Source organism: Sphaerisporangium melleum (genome assembly GCF_014646695.1).
Classification (GTDB): Bacteria; Actinomycetota; Actinomycetes; order Streptosporangiales; family Streptosporangiaceae; genus Sphaerisporangium; species Sphaerisporangium melleum.
The window spans coordinates 52,736-68,830 of the sequence record NZ_BMNT01000015.1; the positions used below are offsets into that span (position 1 = coordinate 52,736).

Genomic DNA, 16,095 nt, shown 5'->3' on the forward strand with positions numbered 1-16,095 from the left:
CCGCGCGACGCGGGGCGTGGCGGCTTTCGTATGGCTCGGGCCGGGACCATCGGTTGTGGTCGGTGATCTGGGCGCGGACCGGGCGCCGGTCGATCGGGTAAAGGCCCATGTCAGGATCAGGGCGCCAGGAGATCTCCGGCACCGGGGGAAGATCGGCAGGTGGTGGCGGCCGGAGGCTCTCATGAAGCTCACAGTTTCCTTGAGTAGAGTCGGCTCCGGCGGCGAACGGAACCGACGAAGGAGCGATCATCTTGACCGCCTCCCCAGGGATGATTCCGGAGGCCGAAGGCCCGGCGCGCGACCGCGACGAGGGCCGGGCCGCTGTCGGCCGGCCGGTGATCCGCCACAACGACTACTCGCCGCTCACCCCGCCCCCGCTCGGCCAGTGGGTCCCCTCCCTGCCCGTGAGCGTGGTCATCCCCGCGTACGGCGGGCAGCATCGGCTCGACCTGGCCCTCGCGGCCCTGGCCGCGCAGACCTACCCCGCGGGCCTGATGGAGGTCATCGTCGTCGACGACGGCAGTGAGCCGCCGCTGCGCCTCCCCGAGATCCGCCCCGCCGACACCCGCCTGGTCCCGGCCGGGCCCGGTGGCTGGGGCATCGCGCACGCCCTCAACACCGGCGTGCGCCAGGCCACCGGAGAGGTCGTCCAACGCCTGGACTCCGACATGGTGGTCTGCCGGGAGCACATCGAGGCGCTCATGCGGTGGCACCATCTCACCGACTACGTCGTCACCATCGGCGGCAAGGTCTTCCTCGAAGAGCCCGAGCGCACCGCCGAGCAGGTGTACGCCGCCGTGCGTGACGACGGCCTCGACGGCCTCTTCGACATGACGGGCGCGGTGCCGAGCTCGACCGACGAGACGATCCGGCGGCTGGACGGGCTCCGCACGAGCAAGAACCCCTACCACGTCTGCACCGGCCCGACCGTCTCCTTCCGCCGCGAGCTCTTCGAACGGGTCGGCGGCCTCGACCCCGCGGTGGTCAGGGGCGAGGACACCGAGTTCGCCTACCGGATGGCGATGACCGGCGCGGTGTTCGTGCCCGACGCGCAGGCGAGGGCCGTCCACCTCGGGCTTCCCGCGCAGCGGCGCGACACCGGCACCGCCGTCCGTGTCGTGGCGCCGTACCTCGCCCACCGCATCCCGCTGCGCCGCGATCTGCGCAAGGAGAACGGCCGGCGCTGGCTGGTGCCGTACGTCGAGGTGGTCCTGGACGCGGCCGGCCACGACGAGCCGCAGGTGCGCGAGGCGGTGGCCGCGGCGCTCGGTGGCAGCCTGCCCGACGTCCGGGTGACGCTCGCCGGGCCGTGGGACCGGCTGGCGCCGGGGCGTCGCCGCGTCCTGGACGACCCCGACTTCGAGCTGCGGCTGATCCAGGAGCAGTTCCGGCACGACGATGGTGTGCTGCTCGCCTCGGCGCCGGTTCCCGATCCGGCTCCGGTGCCCTTCCGCTACACCGGCCCGGTGGACGTGCCGCTGCACCGCCGTTCGCTGGAAGTGATGATCAGGATGCTCAACGAGACACGCGCCGGGCTGCTCGTGGTCGAGTTCCCCGACGGCCGTAGGGCCCGCCTCGAACGCACCGACGCCGTCAACCGCGCCCGCCTGCTCGCCGCGCCCGGCGAAGCCCTCGACCAGGTGATCGAACGCACCCACGGCGTGCGGCGCGCTCCCGCCGCCAAGTTCTGGCCCGCCGCCTCATCCCGTTCCCGCGCTCCGGAGCCGTCATCGGCCGGCGCGAACGAGCCCGAGCCGGAGCCCCGTGCCGCAGGCGGTGGCCGCGCGACTTCGGTGCCCAAGCCCCGCCTGGCGTCCGAGAAGCTCGTCCGGCGCCTGCGCACCGCCCTCCGCGGACGCTGAAGGGTTTTCGGCTGGCGGTTCGTGGAGCTGTGACCGGGGCTTGGTCGGGCCGGGGCGGGGGCCCGAGGTGCTACGGCGAGGAGGTGGTGCGGCTCCTGCCGTGGTCGATGATCGGGGCGACGGCGGCCGCGTGACAGGCGCCGCGCCCGTCCGCTCGTGCGCGGACGCGTCCGTCCGCGACGCGGACGGCGGTCTCGGTCGTGTCGCCGACGGCGGGCACGCCGGCCGCCGCCGCGAGGGCACCCGTTTCGTCGAGGACCACCCGCAGGCCGGGCCACGCCGTGGCCGGAAATGCCCGGCACAGGCAGGTGCGCAGCTCGGCGATGGTCAGCCGGGCCAGCGGGCCCAGCTCGCCGGGGTCCGCGGTGACCAGGACGGCGGTGACCATGGCGCCGGGCGGCGCCGCCCGCACGGCCTCCTCGACCGCCTCCAGCCGGTGCAGCCCGACGATCGCCACCACGCCGTCCTCGGTGAGCGGCGCGGGCTCGCGGCGGATGACGTCGTGGGCGGGCGGCGGCGTCCACGGCTCGTCGGTGAGGCGCGCCTGCGGAGTGTAGTGGAGGTACAAGGGCCCCCACTGGTCGTCCAGGTCGAGGCCGGCGAGCCGCTCGCACACTCTGACCACGTCGAAGGGCTCGACGAAGCCGGGCGCCGCGGTGGCGAGCTGGGTGGCGCCGTGCAGGGTGGTGAGCACGGACTCCGCCAGCCGCACCTGACGCCCGGCCGGTGTCCGCAGTCCTTCCAGGGCGAGCCCGAGCAAGATCGCATTGAGCTTCATCAACTGGGCGAACGGACGGCGGGTGTGCTCGTCGGCATGGATCTCCGACATCAGATCCATGCCGAGCCGGTCCATGGCGGGCGGCTCGGCGCCGGCCAGCGGGAGCCGGGCCAGCCAGGCACGCGCGAAGGCGCCGAGCGCCTCCCTGACATCGGGCCGGGCGCCGGAGCGGTTGCCGGGCTGAGCGTGTCGCAGGTGCGCCGGCCGCTCGCCGTCCTGGCCGGCGGCAGCGAAGGACGGGTCGGGGACGTGTTCGGACAGGTCGGCGAGGACGGCGAAGTAGAGGGCACGCTTGCCCGGAAAGTTGGAGTAGACGGCGCCCCGGGTGAGCTCGGCTCGCTCGGCGATCATGTCGATCTTCGCGTCGCGGAAGCCGCGCTCGGCGAACTCGTCCCTGGCCGCGGCGAGCACCTTGGCCCGGTTGCGCTCCTGTGCCTGCGCCCTGGTCAGCCGCCCCATCTCGCTCCCCGTTCCGCGCCGCCGTCCGTGCGGTGCCAACATACCGACGGCGTCCCTGCGATCAGGCCCTCTGGACGGACGCCCAGAACGCCCTTCGTGTCCTGCGTCCAGCCGGGGGGCGACCGGTGCCGCGCCGGGATCAGCGTTCGCCGCTGCCCGGAAGAGAGGGGTGGCTGCCGGGGAGAGGAGAGGTGGAGCCGCCGACCGCGGCCGGGCCTGTCACCGCGATGGCGTGCCGCGCGGGGGCCGCCGGCGCCGCCTGCCGGGCCGCGGAGTAGCGCACCCGGCGGTAGGCCGTGATCAGCCGCCAGGCGCGGGAGCGGCGCAGCCGCGCGATCAGCTCGCGATACTCCGCGAGGCGGCCCTCCAGGTGCCGTACCCGTTGCCCGAGGTGCCTGGTCTGGGCGCGCAGCTCCGCGTTGCGTCCGCGCAGGTCCTGTCCCGTACGGGCGAGGGCGGACTCCCGGGCGGCCAGTTCCTCGCACAGCGCGCGCAACTCGGCGATCTCCCCGTGTAACAGGCGCTCCCGCTGGAGGAACGCCGTCTCGGCCCGGCTGAGCGCGAACCCCGGCGTGCCGCGCGCCTCGTCGCGCCGGATCGCCACCCCGGCGAGGTGATGGCGCAAGACGGTCAGTTCACGGATCTCGAAGAGAGGCTCCACCAGGTGGCGCAGGCTGCCGTGGTAGAAGACCCGCCGCCGGTCGGCGTCGTCCACCCCGGCGTCAGCCGGCCCGGCCTCGTCCGCCTCGTCCGTCCCGTCCGTGCCGGACGCCAGGTCCGCCGGATCCGTCGCCCGGACATCGGCTTCGACATCGGCCCGGTCGGTCGCGCCGGGCTGCGGGCCCGCCATGCCGGGCGGCGGCTCCAACGCGCGAAGCGGCGATTCGTCCTCGCCTGCGGCATGGGCGATGCGCAGGATCTCCTCGTTCACGCCGTACGGCACGGTGAAGACCAGCGTCGCGCCGGGCCGCAGCGTCCGGTGCAGCGCTTCGAGCACCCGTACCGGGTCGCCGACCCGGTCGAGGATCTCGCCGGCCACGGCGGCGTCGAACGCGCCGTCGGGGACGCAGTCCAGATCATGGGCGTCGCCGGTCGTGAACGACAACCGGCCGGCGACGTCGGCGGGCAGCCGGCCCGCTCTGCGGCGCGCCTCGGCGATGGCCCCCGCCGTGCGATCGACGCCGGTGACCAGGTCGCCGCGCTCGGCGAGCATCAGGGACAGCCCGCCTTCCGCGCAGCCGAGGTCGAGGACGACGACCGGGCGCCCCGGCCGGCTCGCGGGCAGGTGATCGAGGAGCCAGTGCAGGCGGTCACGGTCGCGGTCGCTCGCTTCCCGGATCCTGCTCGCGGCGGTCACGGCGACGTTTCCTTCCGGGCATGTGGATGTTGCCCCAATTGTGCGGCAAGAGAGGTTAAAGAGACAGTGTGCTTTTCCTGTTCTTCCGGTTCTCGTCTTGGCAGGTTCGCGGACCGTACAGGGCGTGTCCGGTCGATCATTGACCGCGAGGGGTGGAAAAGACGTCCACCCTGTGGACAAAAGACGCGCGGAGCCACGGCCCACCCGTAGACTCATTGCCTGATACCGCTGGTAGCGGAACCAATGGTTACGCGTCGTGCCCGCTCGTGCCGGGCCGGGCGCGGGAGGAGTGACAATGCTCAGGGCTTGGCGTGGCCTGATCGAGGAATACCGCGACCGGCTTCCCGTGACCACGACGACGCCCGTGGTCACCCTGCTCGAAGGCGGCACGCCGCTCATCCCGGCCAAGCGCGTCTCCGCGCTGACCGGGTGCGAGGTGTATCTCAAGGTCGAGGGTCTCAACCCCACTGGAAGTTTCAAAGACCGTGGCATGACGGTGGCCATCAGCAAGGCGCTCGAAGAAGGCGCCAAAGCGGTCATCTGCGCATCCACCGGCAACACCAGTGCGTCGGCCGCGGCCTATGCCGTCCGGGCGGGCATCACCTGCGCGGTGCTGGTGCCCCGAGGCAAGATCGCCATGGGCAAGCTCGCCCAGGCACTCGTGCACGGCGCCCGGCTGCTCCAGGTGGACGGCTCGTTCGACGACTGCCTCGAGATGACGCGCAAGCTCGCGGAGAACTACCCGATCGCCCTGGTCAACTCGGTGAATCCGCATCGGCTCCAGGGGCAGAAGACCGCCGCGTTCGAGATCGTCGACGTGCTCGGCGACGCACCCGACGTCCACTGCATCCCGGTGGGCAACGCCGGCAACATCTCGGCCTACTGGATGGGCTACCGCGAGTACGCCGCCGACGGCATCGCCACCCGCCTCCCGCGCATGCTCGGGTTCCAGGCCAGCGGGTCGGCGCCCATCGTCGACGGCGCCCCGGTGACCCACCCGCAGACGATCGCCACGGCGATCCGCATCGGCAACCCGGCCTCGTGGAAGCTGGCCGAGTCCGCGCGCGACGAGTCCTCGGGCGTCATCCAGGCCGTCACCGACCGGCAGATCGCCGCCGCGTACAAGCTGCTCGCCCAGGAGGAGGGCGTCTTCGTCGAGCTGGCCTCGGCGGCGAGCGTCGCCGGGCTGCTGCGGGCGTACGAGCAGGGCCTGGTCCGGCCGGGGGAGCGCGTGGTGTGCACCGTCACCGGCAACGGTCTCAAAGATCCCGACTGGGCGATCTCGGGCGCGCCGGCCCCGGTGACCGTCCCGGCCGACGCGTTCGCGGCCGCCGCCGCGCTCGAACTGGCCTAGGCGTCCCGGACTCGCGCGCCGATCGGTTCCTCGTCCCCGTCCGAGCCGCTTTCGAAGGGCTCCGGCCCCGCATTCCGGCCGGCGGGGACGAGTGTCAGGCGGGGCAGGATCACGCACATTGCCGGACGCGACCGCGCCTGCGGGGCCGGTCGCGGAGAACGACGCCGGGCGGCGCATCGTCCCAGCGTGAGGTGACCTCCCTCCCTCGCAGCCGTTCCGGCGGGACGCGGGCTCCCTCGGTGCGGAAGGCGGCGGGTGTGCGGGCGGGGTCGCCCCACGGCGAGACACACGGCGGCGACCCTGCGACGCGCCGCCTTCGCCCTGACCGTATGATCGGCCGAGATCGGCCAGACTCTCGAGGAACCGCATGTCACCGAGCAGAACAGTCGTGGTCCGCGTGCCCGCCACCAGCGCCAATCTCGGGCCGGGGTTCGACTCACTGGGGCTCGCCCTCAGCCTGTACGACGAGGTCGAGGTCGGCCTCGTCTCCGACGACGGGCCGGACGCCGGGCAGGGCTCAGGCGTCGAGGTGCACGTCGAAGGCGAGGGCGCCGGTGAGCTCGACACCGGTGAGGGGCATCTCATCGTCCGCGCGATCCGCGCCACGCTCGATCTGGCGGGAGCGCCGCAGCCGCGCCACCTGCGGCTGCGCTGCCGCAACCGCATCCCGCACGCGCGCGGCCTCGGCTCCTCCTCGGCGGCCATCTGCGCCGGCATCCTCGCGGCCCGGGCACTCGCCGCCCCCTGGCTGTCGGACGACGAGGTGTTCGCGCTGGCCACGCGCATGGAAGGGCATCCGGACAACGTCGCCCCCTGCCTGTCCGGCGGGCTGACCATCGCGTGGAGCGACAGGTCCGGGACACCGCATAAGCTGGAGTTGAGTCCGCATGGCGGCGTCCAGCCTGTGGTGTGCGTGCCGAGAACCCGGCTCTCCACCGAGGAGGCGCGCGGGCTCCTGCCGAAGGACGTGCCGCACGCCGACGCTGCGGCCAACGCCGGACGCGCGGCTCTGCTCATCGCGGCGCTCACCCAGCGGCCCGAGAGCGGGCTGTTGCTCGCCGCCACCGAAGACCGTCTGCACCAGACCTACCGCGCGCCTGCGATGCCGGCGACGGCTGATCTGGTAGAACGGCTGCGCGTGGCAGGGGTTCCCGCCGTCGTTTCAGGAGCCGGTCCAACGGTTCTGGTGTTCGGCACGGCGGATACCCATGATTTGATCGCGTCAGAAGTGGGTAGTGACTGGCACATCCAGCGATTGGACGTCGACCGGTCCGGCGCGAGCGTTGAATCTCCCGAGACACGCTGACGAATCTTCGACCTTCAGGGAATAGCTGTGTGCGCTGGTGATGTTAGGCTGATAGCCGCACCAGATGCCCCCGTTGCGGGTGCGTGCTTGTCAGCCATACATCGCTGCATCGCGCCTTGTGTCGCAAGACGCAGGCCGCACAGCGGGCTTCCCGAATTCATCGCCTCCGGTTGGTCCACATCCGGTTGGTGCGTCGAGAAGCGGCGTAATCGGGGACATGCGCGTTCGACTGACATCGACATCTGGTCGGCGGTAACCAGCCGGGGGGCGACCCCCGGGCCCCCAACGGCTCACGAATCTCCACGGTGACGGCCACGTGCCGGTTCGACGCACCGGTTTGCCGACACCTTAGGAATTCGTCCAGCCCGACCCGGTCTGTCCCGCCGGGTCGCACCACCGGGACGCCTGGCTGATCGTGGCCGACGCCCGACCCCTGGGAAGGACCTTTTAGTTGAGCGACACCACCGAACTCCTCTCCGACGCCACCGGCGCAGCGGCGCCGGCCGCCGGCGACACCCCCACCCGCGCCGCGGCCAGGCCGCGTCGTCGCTCCGGCACCGGCCTCGCGGCCATGGTGCTGCCCGAGCTGCAGGCTCTCGCGTCGAGCCTCGGCATCAGCGGGACCGGACGGATGCGCAAGAGCCAGCTGATCGCGGCCATCCAGGAGAAGCAGGGCGTATCCGCCGACGGTGCCTCCACCGCCGCCCCGGCCGAGCCCGCCGTGGCCGCCGCGCCCGCGCCGGCCGCCGCCGAGCCCGTGGTCGAGCGCCCCGCCCGTACCCGCCGGGAACGTTCCCGCCCGGTGCAGGCCGAGGCCGTCACCGAGGCCCGTGAGGAGCGCGCTCCCGCCGAGCAGGCGCAGCCCGCCGAGCAGGCTCCGGCCGCCGCGGCCGCCGCGTCCGCACCCGCCGAGGCCCCGCAGGCCGAGGGGCGCGCCGAGCGTGGCGAGTCCCGCCGTGAGCGTGGCGAGCGCCGTCGCGGCGACCGTCGCGAGCGTGGCGACAACCGCCCCGACAACCGCAACGACAACAGCCGCCCCGAGCAGCGCGCCGCCGACGCGGGCGACGCTCCGGGCCGCCGTGAGCAGACGCGCGATCAGGGCCGTGACCAGGGTCGCGACCAGGGCCGTGAGCAGACGCGTGACCAGGGTCGCGACCAGAGCCGTGACCAGGGCCGTGAGCAGACGCGTGACCAGGGCCGTGACCAGGGTCGCGACCTTCAGGGCGACGATGACCGCCGCGGTCGCCGTGGCCGGTTCCGGGAGCGCAACCGTCGCGGGCGTGACCGCTTCGACAGCAACGAGCCCGTGATCGGCGACGACGACGTCCTGATCCCGATCGCCGGCATCCTCGACATCCTCGACAACTACGCGTTCGTCCGCACCAGCGGCTACCTGCCGGGCGCCAACGACGTGTACGTCTCGCTCGCGCAGATCCGCCGCAACGGCCTGCGCAAGGGCGACGTCATCACCGGAGCGGTGCGCCAGCCCCGCGAAGGGGAGCGCCGCGAGAAGTTCAACGCCCTCGTACGGCTCGACACCGTCAACGGCATGGACCCCGAGCAGTCGCGCAACCGTCCGGAGTTCTCCAAGCTCACCCCGCTCTACCCGCAGGAGCGGCTGCGCCTGGAGACCGACCCCAACATCCTGACCACGCGCATCATCGACCTGGTCGCTCCCATCGGCAAGGGCCAGCGCGGTCTCATCGTCTCCCCGCCGAAGGCCGGTAAGACGATGGTGCTCCAGGCGATCGCCAACGCGATCACCCGGAACAACCCCGAGTGCCACCTGATGGTCGTCCTGGTCGACGAGCGTCCCGAAGAGGTCACCGACATGCAGCGGTCGGTGAAGGGCGAGGTCATCCACTCGACCTTCGACCGTCCCGCCGAGGACCACACCACCGTCGCCGAGCTCGCCATCGAGCGTGCCAAGCGCCTGGTGGAGCTGGGCCACGACGTGGTCGTCCTGCTCGACTCCATCACCCGCCTCGGCCGCGCCTACAACCTGGCCGCCCCGGCGTCCGGGCGCATCCTGTCCGGTGGTGTCGACTCGACCGCGCTCTACCCGCCGAAGCGGTTCTTCGGCGCCGCCCGCAACATCGAGAACGGCGGCTCGCTGACGATCCTCGCCACGGCGCTGGTCGAGACCGGCTCCAAGATGGACGAGGTCATCTTCGAGGAGTTCAAGGGCACCGGCAACGCCGAGCTGAAGCTCAACCGCTCCCTGGCCGACAAGCGGATCTTCCCCGCGGTGGACGTCGACGCGTCCGGCACCCGCAAGGAAGAGATCCTGATGTCCCGGGACGAGCTGCAGATCGTCTGGAAGCTCCGCCGGGTGCTCCACGCCCTCGACATGCAGCAGGCGCTCGAGCTGCTGCTGGAGAAGATGCGCGAGACGCAGTCCAACGCCGAGTTCCTGCTGCAGGTGCAGAAGACCACGGTCAGCTCCGACCGCGACTGACGCGACCACCGGCCCGGCCCGTCGCCGCGCCCGTCCGCGCCGATTCCTTCCCCTCGGCCGGCGGGCCCGCCGCCCGGCCGGGTCGCACGCGGCGCCGCCTCACCGCCGCCCCGGGCTTTTCCACCCGCGGGCGGCGGTCGCGTTTCCCAGACCGCCGGTCCAGCGGCCTCCGACGGGCCGTGCTCGGCGAACCTGCCTTGGCGGGAAGCGCCGTTCGCCGCTGCGGCGATCCGCCGGACCCGCTCGCGGGATCTGACGGACCGCTGAGGCGGTCGGGTGCTCCTACCCGTGGGATCCGGCGGACGACCGCGAGCTCTGGCCGGCCTGTCCCGTGGCGATCCCCTGAAGCTTTCCGCCGGGTGAGGGTGGAGCCGGCCTTACCTCATGAGGGGTGCCGACTCCATGGCGCGCGGCGGCCCGGTTTTGGCAGGCTCTTTCCCGTAGGCGCCGCCCGGCCGACGGACGGCGACGGCTCCGCAGGGGAGGGGGCGTGGCATGGCCGGGGAGGCGGTGACGGGGCGTCCGCCGCTGCGTTCCAGGGTGCCGCTGGGCCCTCGCGGGCCGCTAGGCCTGCTCCTCGATCCGCTGACCTGGCGGGCGGCGCCCTATCTCCTGCTCAGCATGTTCTGGGGCGTGGCCTGGTTCGTCATCCTGATCACCGGTCTGACCGTCTCACTGTCGCTCGTGGTCATCTGGGTGGGCCTGCCGCTGCTCGTGTTCACCATGGCCGTCTGGCGGGTGGGAGCCATGCTGGAACGCCGCCTGCTCCGCCTGGCCTTCGGCATCACCATCCCCGATCCGTACCGGCCGCGGCCTGAACGAGGCGTTCTCCGCCACCTGGGCTGGGTCCTCGGCGATCCGGCCACCTACAAGGATCTCGGCTACCTCTTCCTGCTCCTGCCCCTCGGCCTGATGGAGTTCCTCGCGTCGTTGCTGCTGTGGCTCTGCTCCGCCGACCTGCTCGCCCAGCCGTTCCTGGTGATGGCCGGTGTGCACACCCAGATCACCGACCGCCTGGTGATCAGCACCGTGCCCGCGGCGTTGCCCTGGGCCCTGTGCGGGCTGCTGCTGTTCGTCATCACGCTCTACGTGGTACGCGGCATGGCCTGGGTGCACGGCATGCTGGCCGCGGCACTCCTCGGGCCGGACGACCAGGCGCAGGTGCGGCACCTGCGGGCCAGCCGGGCGCGGGGCGTGGACGCCGCCGAGGCCGAACGCCGCAAGATCGAGCGAGACCTGCACGACGGCGCGCAGCAGAGGCTGCTCGCCGTCGCCCTCGACCTCGGCCGGGCGCAGGCGAAGTTCGACTCCGACCCCGAGGAGGCGCGAGATCTGCTCGCCCAGGCGCACGCGGGAGCAAAGGCGGCGATCGCCGAGTTGCGCGATCTCGCGCGCGGCATCTACCCGGCGATCCTCACCGACCGCGGCCTGGACGCCGCCCTGTCGGCGCTGGCCGCTCGCGCCCCGGTCCGCGTCGATGTCACCGTGGACATCGCCGTCCGTCCGCCCGCGGCCGTGGAGAGCATCGCGTACTTCATCGTCGCCGAGTCACTGGCCAACATCGCCAAGCACGCGGTGGCCACCGAGGCGTCGGTCCGCGTGGGCAGGCAGGGAGAACGCGTCGTGGTGGAGATCGGCGACAACGGGGTGGGCGGCGCCTGGCCCAGACCGGGCGGCGGCCTCGCCGGGCTGGGCGACCGCGCGGCGACCATCGACGGCACCCTGAGCATCGACAGCCCCCAAGGCGGCCCCACGATCATCCGTGCCGAACTGCCCTGCGAGTGGTGACCTTTCGTGATCACAAGATCGTCACCATGCGGGTGAGCGTGTGATGCGGTAGGGGAGAGGGTGGCGTGCGGGGCGGCGGAGGGAGTGCCGGGATGCGGGTGGTGATCGCGGAGGATTCCGTACTGCTGCGGGAAGGTCTGGTCCGGCTGCTGGGCGACGGCGGCATCGAGACCGTGGCGGCGGTGGGCGACGGTCCCGGGCTCGTCGAGGCCGTCCGCGTCCACCGGCCCGACCTCGCCGTGGTCGATGTGCGCATGCCGCCGAGCCACACCGACGAAGGGCTCCGCGCGGCGCTGGAGGCTCGTTCCCTGATGCCCGGCCTGGCCGTGCTGGTGCTGTCCCAGTACGTCGAGGAGCGGTACGCCACCGAGCTGATCGGACGAGGCGCCGCCGCGGTGGGTTACCTGCTCAAAGAACGGGTGGCCGACGTGGGGGAGTTCCTGGCCGCCGTCCGCAGGGTGGCCGCCGGTGGCACGGTGATCGACCCGGAGGTCGTGACCCAGTTGCTCGGCCGCCGCATCGGGCACGAGCCGCTGGACTCCCTGACTCCCCGGGAGTCGGAGGTGCTCGCGCTGATGGCCGAAGGCCGGTCCAACAACGCGATCGCCGGCCGGCTCGGCGTCAGCGAGGGGGCCGTGGAGAAGCACATCTCCGGCATATTCGGGAAACTCGGCCTCGACCCCGCTCCTGACGACCACCGCCGGGTCCTCGCCGTCCTCGCCTACCTCCGCCGCACCTGACCACCTCGTCCACCCGCTCTCCAGAGACGGCCGCGCGAGGGGAACGGGCGCCGGGGAGGCGGGTGGGAATGGGTGATGGACCGGCGGGGTTACAGGATCTGGCACACTGGTAGCCGACCGAACGGCGGTTCCGGTTCCCGCCCCGGCCGCGTGTCATCCGACCGCGAGCGACGAAGGCGACCCGGCGACCGCACCAGAGAGGAAAGCGATGAAGCCCGACATTCACCCCGAGTACGGCGTCACCCAGGTGACCTGCAGCTGTGGCAGCAGCTTCACGACCCGCAGCACCGCGAAGAACGGCGTGATCCACGCCGACGTGTGCTCCGCCTGCCACCCCTTCTACACGGGCAAGCAGAAGATCCTCGACACCGGTGGCCGGGTGGCCCGCTTCGAGAAGCGTTTCGGCAAGAAGCCCGCGAGCAAGTAGCTCCGCGCCTGACGCCGGCTCGGCACGCCCCCGCTCATGCGGGGGTGTGCCCGGGTCGGCGTTCTTGGTGATGGACCGACTTCTCGCCGGTTGTTGAAGGAAGAAGGACGCACGGTGAATCTCGACGAGTTGCTCAACGAGTACGCGGAGCTTGAGCAGAAGCTCGCAGATCCCGCTGTGCACGCGGACCAGAACCAGGCGCGCACCCTGGGCAGGCGCTACGCCCAGCTCACCCCGGTCGTGACGACCTACCGCGAGCTGGAAGGCGTCCGCGCCGACCTCGAGGCGGCCAAGGAGCTCGCCACCGAGGACCCCGCGTTCGCCGAGGAGGCCGGGCAGCTCGAGGCGCGCATCGCGCCACTGGAAGAGCGGCTCCGCCATCTGCTGATCCCCCGCGATCCCAGTGATGACAAGGACATCATCATGGAGATCAAGGCCGGGGAGGGCGGCGAGGAGTCCGCGCTGTTCGCCGGTGACCTGCTGCGCATGTACCTCCGGTACGCCGAGCGCGTCGGCTGGAAGACCGAGATCATCGACGCGCAGCACTCCGACCTCGGCGGCTACAAGGACGTCACGGTCGCGGTGAAGGGCAAGGGCGCCGACGGCGTCTGGTCGCGCCTGAAGTACGAGGGCGGCGTCCACCGCGTGCAGCGCGTCCCGGTCACCGAGTCGCAGGGCCGCATCCACACCTCCGCGGCCGGTGTGCTGGTGTACCCCGAGGCCGAGGAGGTCGACGTCCAGATCGACCCCAACGACCTGCGCATCGACGTGTTCCGCAGCTCCGGCCCCGGCGGGCAGAGCGTCAACACCACCGACTCGGCGGTCCGGATCACCCATGTCCCGACCGGCGTGGTGGTCTCCTGCCAGAACGAGAAGAGCCAGCTGCAGAACAAGGAGTCGGCGCTGCGCATCCTGCGCGCGCGACTGCTGAGCATCGCGCAGGAGGAGGCCGACGCCGCCGCCTCGGCGGAACGCAAGTCGCAGGTGCGCACGGTCGACCGGTCCGAGCGCGTCCGCACCTACAACTATCCGGAGAACCGCATCTCCGACCACCGAGTAGGGTTCAAGGCCTATAACCTCGACCAGGTGCTGGACGGCGACCTGTCCGCGGTCATCCAGGCCCTCACCGACGCCGAGATGGCCGAGAAACTCGCCGCGCACTCCTGACCGACCAGGAGCGCGCCCGCACCACACGGAGCCCGAAGTCCACGACCACGCCCGACGACGCACCTCACGAAAATTTCCATGACGCTGCTGATGGACGAGATAGCCCTCGCCACCGCCCGGCTCGCCGAGGCGGGGGTGCCGTCACCGCGCACGGACGCCGAAGAGATCGCGGCGTTCGTCCACGGCGTGCGGCGCGGCCAGCTCCACACGGTGCCCGATTCGGAGTTCGACGCCCTGTTCTGGGAGGGCATCGCCCGTCGCGAGGCACGTGAGCCGCTCCAGCACATCACCGGGCGCGCCTACTTCCGCTACCTGTCACTCGAAGTCGGCCCCGGGGTGTTCGTCCCGCGCCCGGAGACCGAGGTCGTGGCGGGCTGGGCCATCGACCGGCTGCGTGAGATGGACGTCGCCTCACCGCTCGTGGTCGACCTCGGCACCGGTTCGGGCGCCATCGCCCTGTCGATCGCCCAGGAGGTCGCGCTCGCGCAGGTTCACGCGGTCGAGGTCGACCCGGTGGCCTACGGCTGGGCCAAGCGCAACATCGTCGAGCACGGGCAGGGCCGGGTGTCCCTGCACCCCGAGGACCTCGCCGACTGCCTGCCCGAGCTGAACGGCCAGGTGGATCTGGTGATCTCCAACCCGCCCTACATCCCGCCGGGGGCGGTGCCGCGCGACCCCGAGGTGCGCGACTACGACCCCTCCCGCGCCCTGTACGGCTCGGGCGAGGACGGTCTCGACGAGGTCCGCGCCGTCGAGCGGACCGCCCGCCGGCTGCTGCGCCCGGGCGGGCTGGTCGCGGTCGAGCACGCCGACCAGCAGGGGTCGGCCGTCTACCTGGAGTTCTCCGAGGAGCGCGGCTGGCGGGACGCCCGAAGCCACGCCGATCTGGCGGAACGTGACCGGTTCATCACGGCACGCTACGGCCAGGAGTGAGACTACCGGGGGATCCTGGTCCGGGCGTGCCCGCCCACGTGGAAGGATGACGAGTCGTGAGTCGACGTTATGACTGTTCCAAGTCCGAGCAGCGCGCCGAGGGGATCGCCGAGGCCGCGTCCGCGATCAGATCGGGCCAGCTCGTGGTCATCCCGACGGACACGGTCTACGGCATCGGGGCCGACGCTTTCACGCCCTCGGCCGTCAACGCCCTGCTCGACGCCAAGGGCCGCGGCAGGGACATGCCCGTCCCCGTGCTGGTCGGCACCGTACGGGCCGCGACCGCCCTCATCGATGACCTCGGCACCTTCGGGCAGGACCTGATCGACAACTTCTGGCCCGGTCCGCTGACCCTCATCTGCCGGGCGGGCCGCTCGCTGAACTGGGATCTCGGCGACACCAAGGGCACGGTCGCGATCCGCATGCCACTGCACGCGGTCGCGCTCGAACTGCTCAAGGAGACCGGGCCGATGGCCGTGAGCAGCGCGAACCGCTCCGGTGCGCCGCCCGCGACCACGGCGGCCGATGCCGAGGAGCAGCTCGGCGAGTCGGTCGCGGTCTACCTCGACGGCGGCGCCTGCGCGGACGACGTCCCCTCCACGATCGTCGATCTGACCACCGCGGTGCCCCGGGTGCTGCGCCGGGGGGCCATCCCGGTCGAGAAACTGCGCACCGTGATCGGGTACGTCGCGACCGACGCCGAACCCGATACCGATGTGTCCGAGCACAAGGGCGCGCAGGAGGCGCTCGCCGAGGCGGCCGGTGCGGAGAAGCCCTCCGCCGAAGCGGCCACGGCGGAGCCGGAGCCGTCCGGTCCGACCGCCGCCGCCGCGACGGAGGCCGCCGCCGAGATCGGCAAGCCCGGTACGGCCGACAACGCCGCCAAGAGCGACGACGCCGCCAAGAGCGACGACGCCGCCAAGAGCGACGACGCCGCCAAGAGCGACGACGCCGCGAAGGCCGACGGCGCGGACCGGGCTGACCTCGGGCCGGACAAGGCCGATGAGGCCGGGGAGACCAAGGCACCTGCTAAGGCGGACAAGACGTCGGACACGGTGGCGGAGGAGGAGCCGCAGTTGCCCGGCAAGGCCGAGCCGGTGGGCGAGGCAAGGCCGGCGGACAAGGCCGGGCCCGCGGACAAGCCGGGAACCGACGGCGGCGCTCGATAGCAGGGGCCGGCTCACCGGGGCATTCCCTGGCGACGCCGACTGCGGATCACGGCCGTACCGGGCCGGGCCGGGGTGCGGCCTGTGCCTGGTGGCGGCCGTGGGTCCCGCTCCACCGCCTGGATCGGGCTTCCCTGACTCATGCCGTATGGCTATCGTGCCGTCGATGGCACCGGTGCGTCAGTAGCGTGAGGTGCCTCTGTGCTCTTGAGCGACGAGCTGTGGCGAGGGAGCATGGCTGCGAGCGAACGCGAGCCCTCTTGGATGCGCACCAGGGGAGCGGCGGTCACGACCACGGGA

12 protein-coding genes are annotated in these 16,095 nt (G+C 72.1%); 10 read left to right on the forward strand and 2 right to left on the reverse strand.

Annotated features, from left to right (window positions below; translation table 11 throughout):
* The first annotated feature begins 251 nt into the window (after window positions 1–251).
* Complete coding sequence (locus tag IEY93_RS14890; protein ID WP_229691142.1) at window positions 252–1,862, forward strand: glycosyltransferase; 1,611 nt, start codon at window positions 252–254, stop codon at window positions 1,860–1,862.
* Between the two features lie 70 nt (window positions 1,863–1,932).
* Here the strand turns inward: IEY93_RS14890 and IEY93_RS14895 are convergent, their stop codons facing one another.
* Window positions 1,933–3,099, reverse strand: coding sequence for a TetR/AcrR family transcriptional regulator (locus tag IEY93_RS14895; protein WP_189163649.1), 1,167 nt, complete (start codon window positions 3,097–3,099; stop codon window positions 1,933–1,935).
* 139 nt (window positions 3,100–3,238) lie between these two features.
* Window positions 3,239–4,456 carry a class I SAM-dependent methyltransferase gene (locus IEY93_RS14900; protein ID WP_189163650.1) on the reverse strand — a complete coding sequence of 406 codons (1,218 nt, stop codon included), beginning with the start codon at window positions 4,454–4,456 and terminating at the stop codon, window positions 3,239–3,241.
* A 295-nt stretch (window positions 4,457–4,751) separates the two neighbouring features.
* Here IEY93_RS14900 and thrC point away from each other — a divergent pair, with 295 nt between their 5' ends.
* The 9 genes from thrC to IEY93_RS39750 all read left to right on the forward strand — a co-directional run bounded on the left by thrC (window position 4,752) and on the right by IEY93_RS39750 (window position 15,798).
* The gene (gene thrC / locus IEY93_RS14905; RefSeq protein WP_189163651.1) at window positions 4,752–5,810 is read left to right on the forward strand and encodes a threonine synthase; all 1,059 of its coding nucleotides are present in this window, start codon (window positions 4,752–4,754) and stop codon (window positions 5,808–5,810) included.
* 367 nt (window positions 5,811–6,177) lie between these two features.
* Complete coding sequence (thrB, locus tag IEY93_RS14910) at window positions 6,178–7,116, forward strand: homoserine kinase (RefSeq protein WP_189163652.1); 939 nt, start codon at window positions 6,178–6,180, stop codon at window positions 7,114–7,116.
* A 451-nt stretch (window positions 7,117–7,567) separates the two neighbouring features.
* Window positions 7,568–9,574 (forward strand): transcription termination factor Rho, encoded by a 2,007-nt coding sequence (rho, locus tag IEY93_RS14915; protein WP_189163653.1) that lies wholly within the window; start codon window positions 7,568–7,570, stop codon window positions 9,572–9,574.
* Between the two features lie 495 nt (window positions 9,575–10,069).
* Window positions 10,070–11,362 carry a sensor histidine kinase gene (locus tag IEY93_RS14920; RefSeq protein WP_189163654.1) on the forward strand — a complete coding sequence of 431 codons (1,293 nt, stop codon included), beginning with the start codon at window positions 10,070–10,072 and terminating at the stop codon, window positions 11,360–11,362.
* Window positions 11,363–11,454: 92 nt separating this feature from the next.
* A complete protein-coding gene (locus IEY93_RS14925) occupies window positions 11,455–12,102 on the forward strand; it encodes a response regulator transcription factor (RefSeq protein WP_189163655.1) in 648 nt (215 codons plus the stop codon).
* 208 nt (window positions 12,103–12,310) lie between these two features.
* A complete protein-coding gene (gene rpmE / locus IEY93_RS14930; protein ID WP_189163656.1) occupies window positions 12,311–12,529 on the forward strand; it encodes a 50S ribosomal protein L31 in 219 nt (72 codons plus the stop codon).
* Between the two features lie 114 nt (window positions 12,530–12,643).
* Entirely contained in the window at window positions 12,644–13,696 is a 1,053-nt protein-coding gene (prfA, locus tag IEY93_RS14935) for a peptide chain release factor 1 (RefSeq protein ID WP_203968502.1), read from the forward strand.
* A 78-nt stretch (window positions 13,697–13,774) separates the two neighbouring features.
* On the forward strand, window positions 13,775–14,629 hold the full coding sequence (gene prmC, locus IEY93_RS14940; protein ID WP_189163658.1) for a peptide chain release factor N(5)-glutamine methyltransferase: 855 nt from the start codon (window positions 13,775–13,777) through the stop codon (window positions 14,627–14,629).
* Window positions 14,630–14,685: 56 nt separating this feature from the next.
* Window positions 14,686–15,798 carry an L-threonylcarbamoyladenylate synthase gene (locus IEY93_RS39750; protein WP_372444492.1) on the forward strand — a complete coding sequence of 371 codons (1,113 nt, stop codon included), beginning with the start codon at window positions 14,686–14,688 and terminating at the stop codon, window positions 15,796–15,798.
* Window positions 15,799–16,095 lie beyond the last annotated feature (297 nt).

Coding starts and splice junctions, on each gene's coding strand:
- IEY93_RS14920 (WP_189163654.1), top strand. CDS start 10,070: ATGGCCGGGGAGGCGGTGACGGGGCGTCCGCCGCTGCGTTCCAGGGTG.
- IEY93_RS14895 (WP_189163649.1), bottom strand. CDS start 3,099: ATGGGGCGGCTGACCAGGGCGCAGGCACAGGAGCGCAACCGGGCCAAG.
- rpmE (WP_189163656.1), top strand. CDS start 12,311: ATGAAGCCCGACATTCACCCCGAGTACGGCGTCACCCAGGTGACCTGC.
- thrC (WP_189163651.1), top strand. CDS start 4,752: ATGCTCAGGGCTTGGCGTGGCCTGATCGAGGAATACCGCGACCGGCTT.
- thrB (WP_189163652.1), top strand. CDS start 6,178: ATGTCACCGAGCAGAACAGTCGTGGTCCGCGTGCCCGCCACCAGCGCC.
- IEY93_RS14925 (WP_189163655.1), top strand. CDS start 11,455: ATGCGGGTGGTGATCGCGGAGGATTCCGTACTGCTGCGGGAAGGTCTG.
- prmC (WP_189163658.1), top strand. CDS start 13,775: ATGACGCTGCTGATGGACGAGATAGCCCTCGCCACCGCCCGGCTCGCC.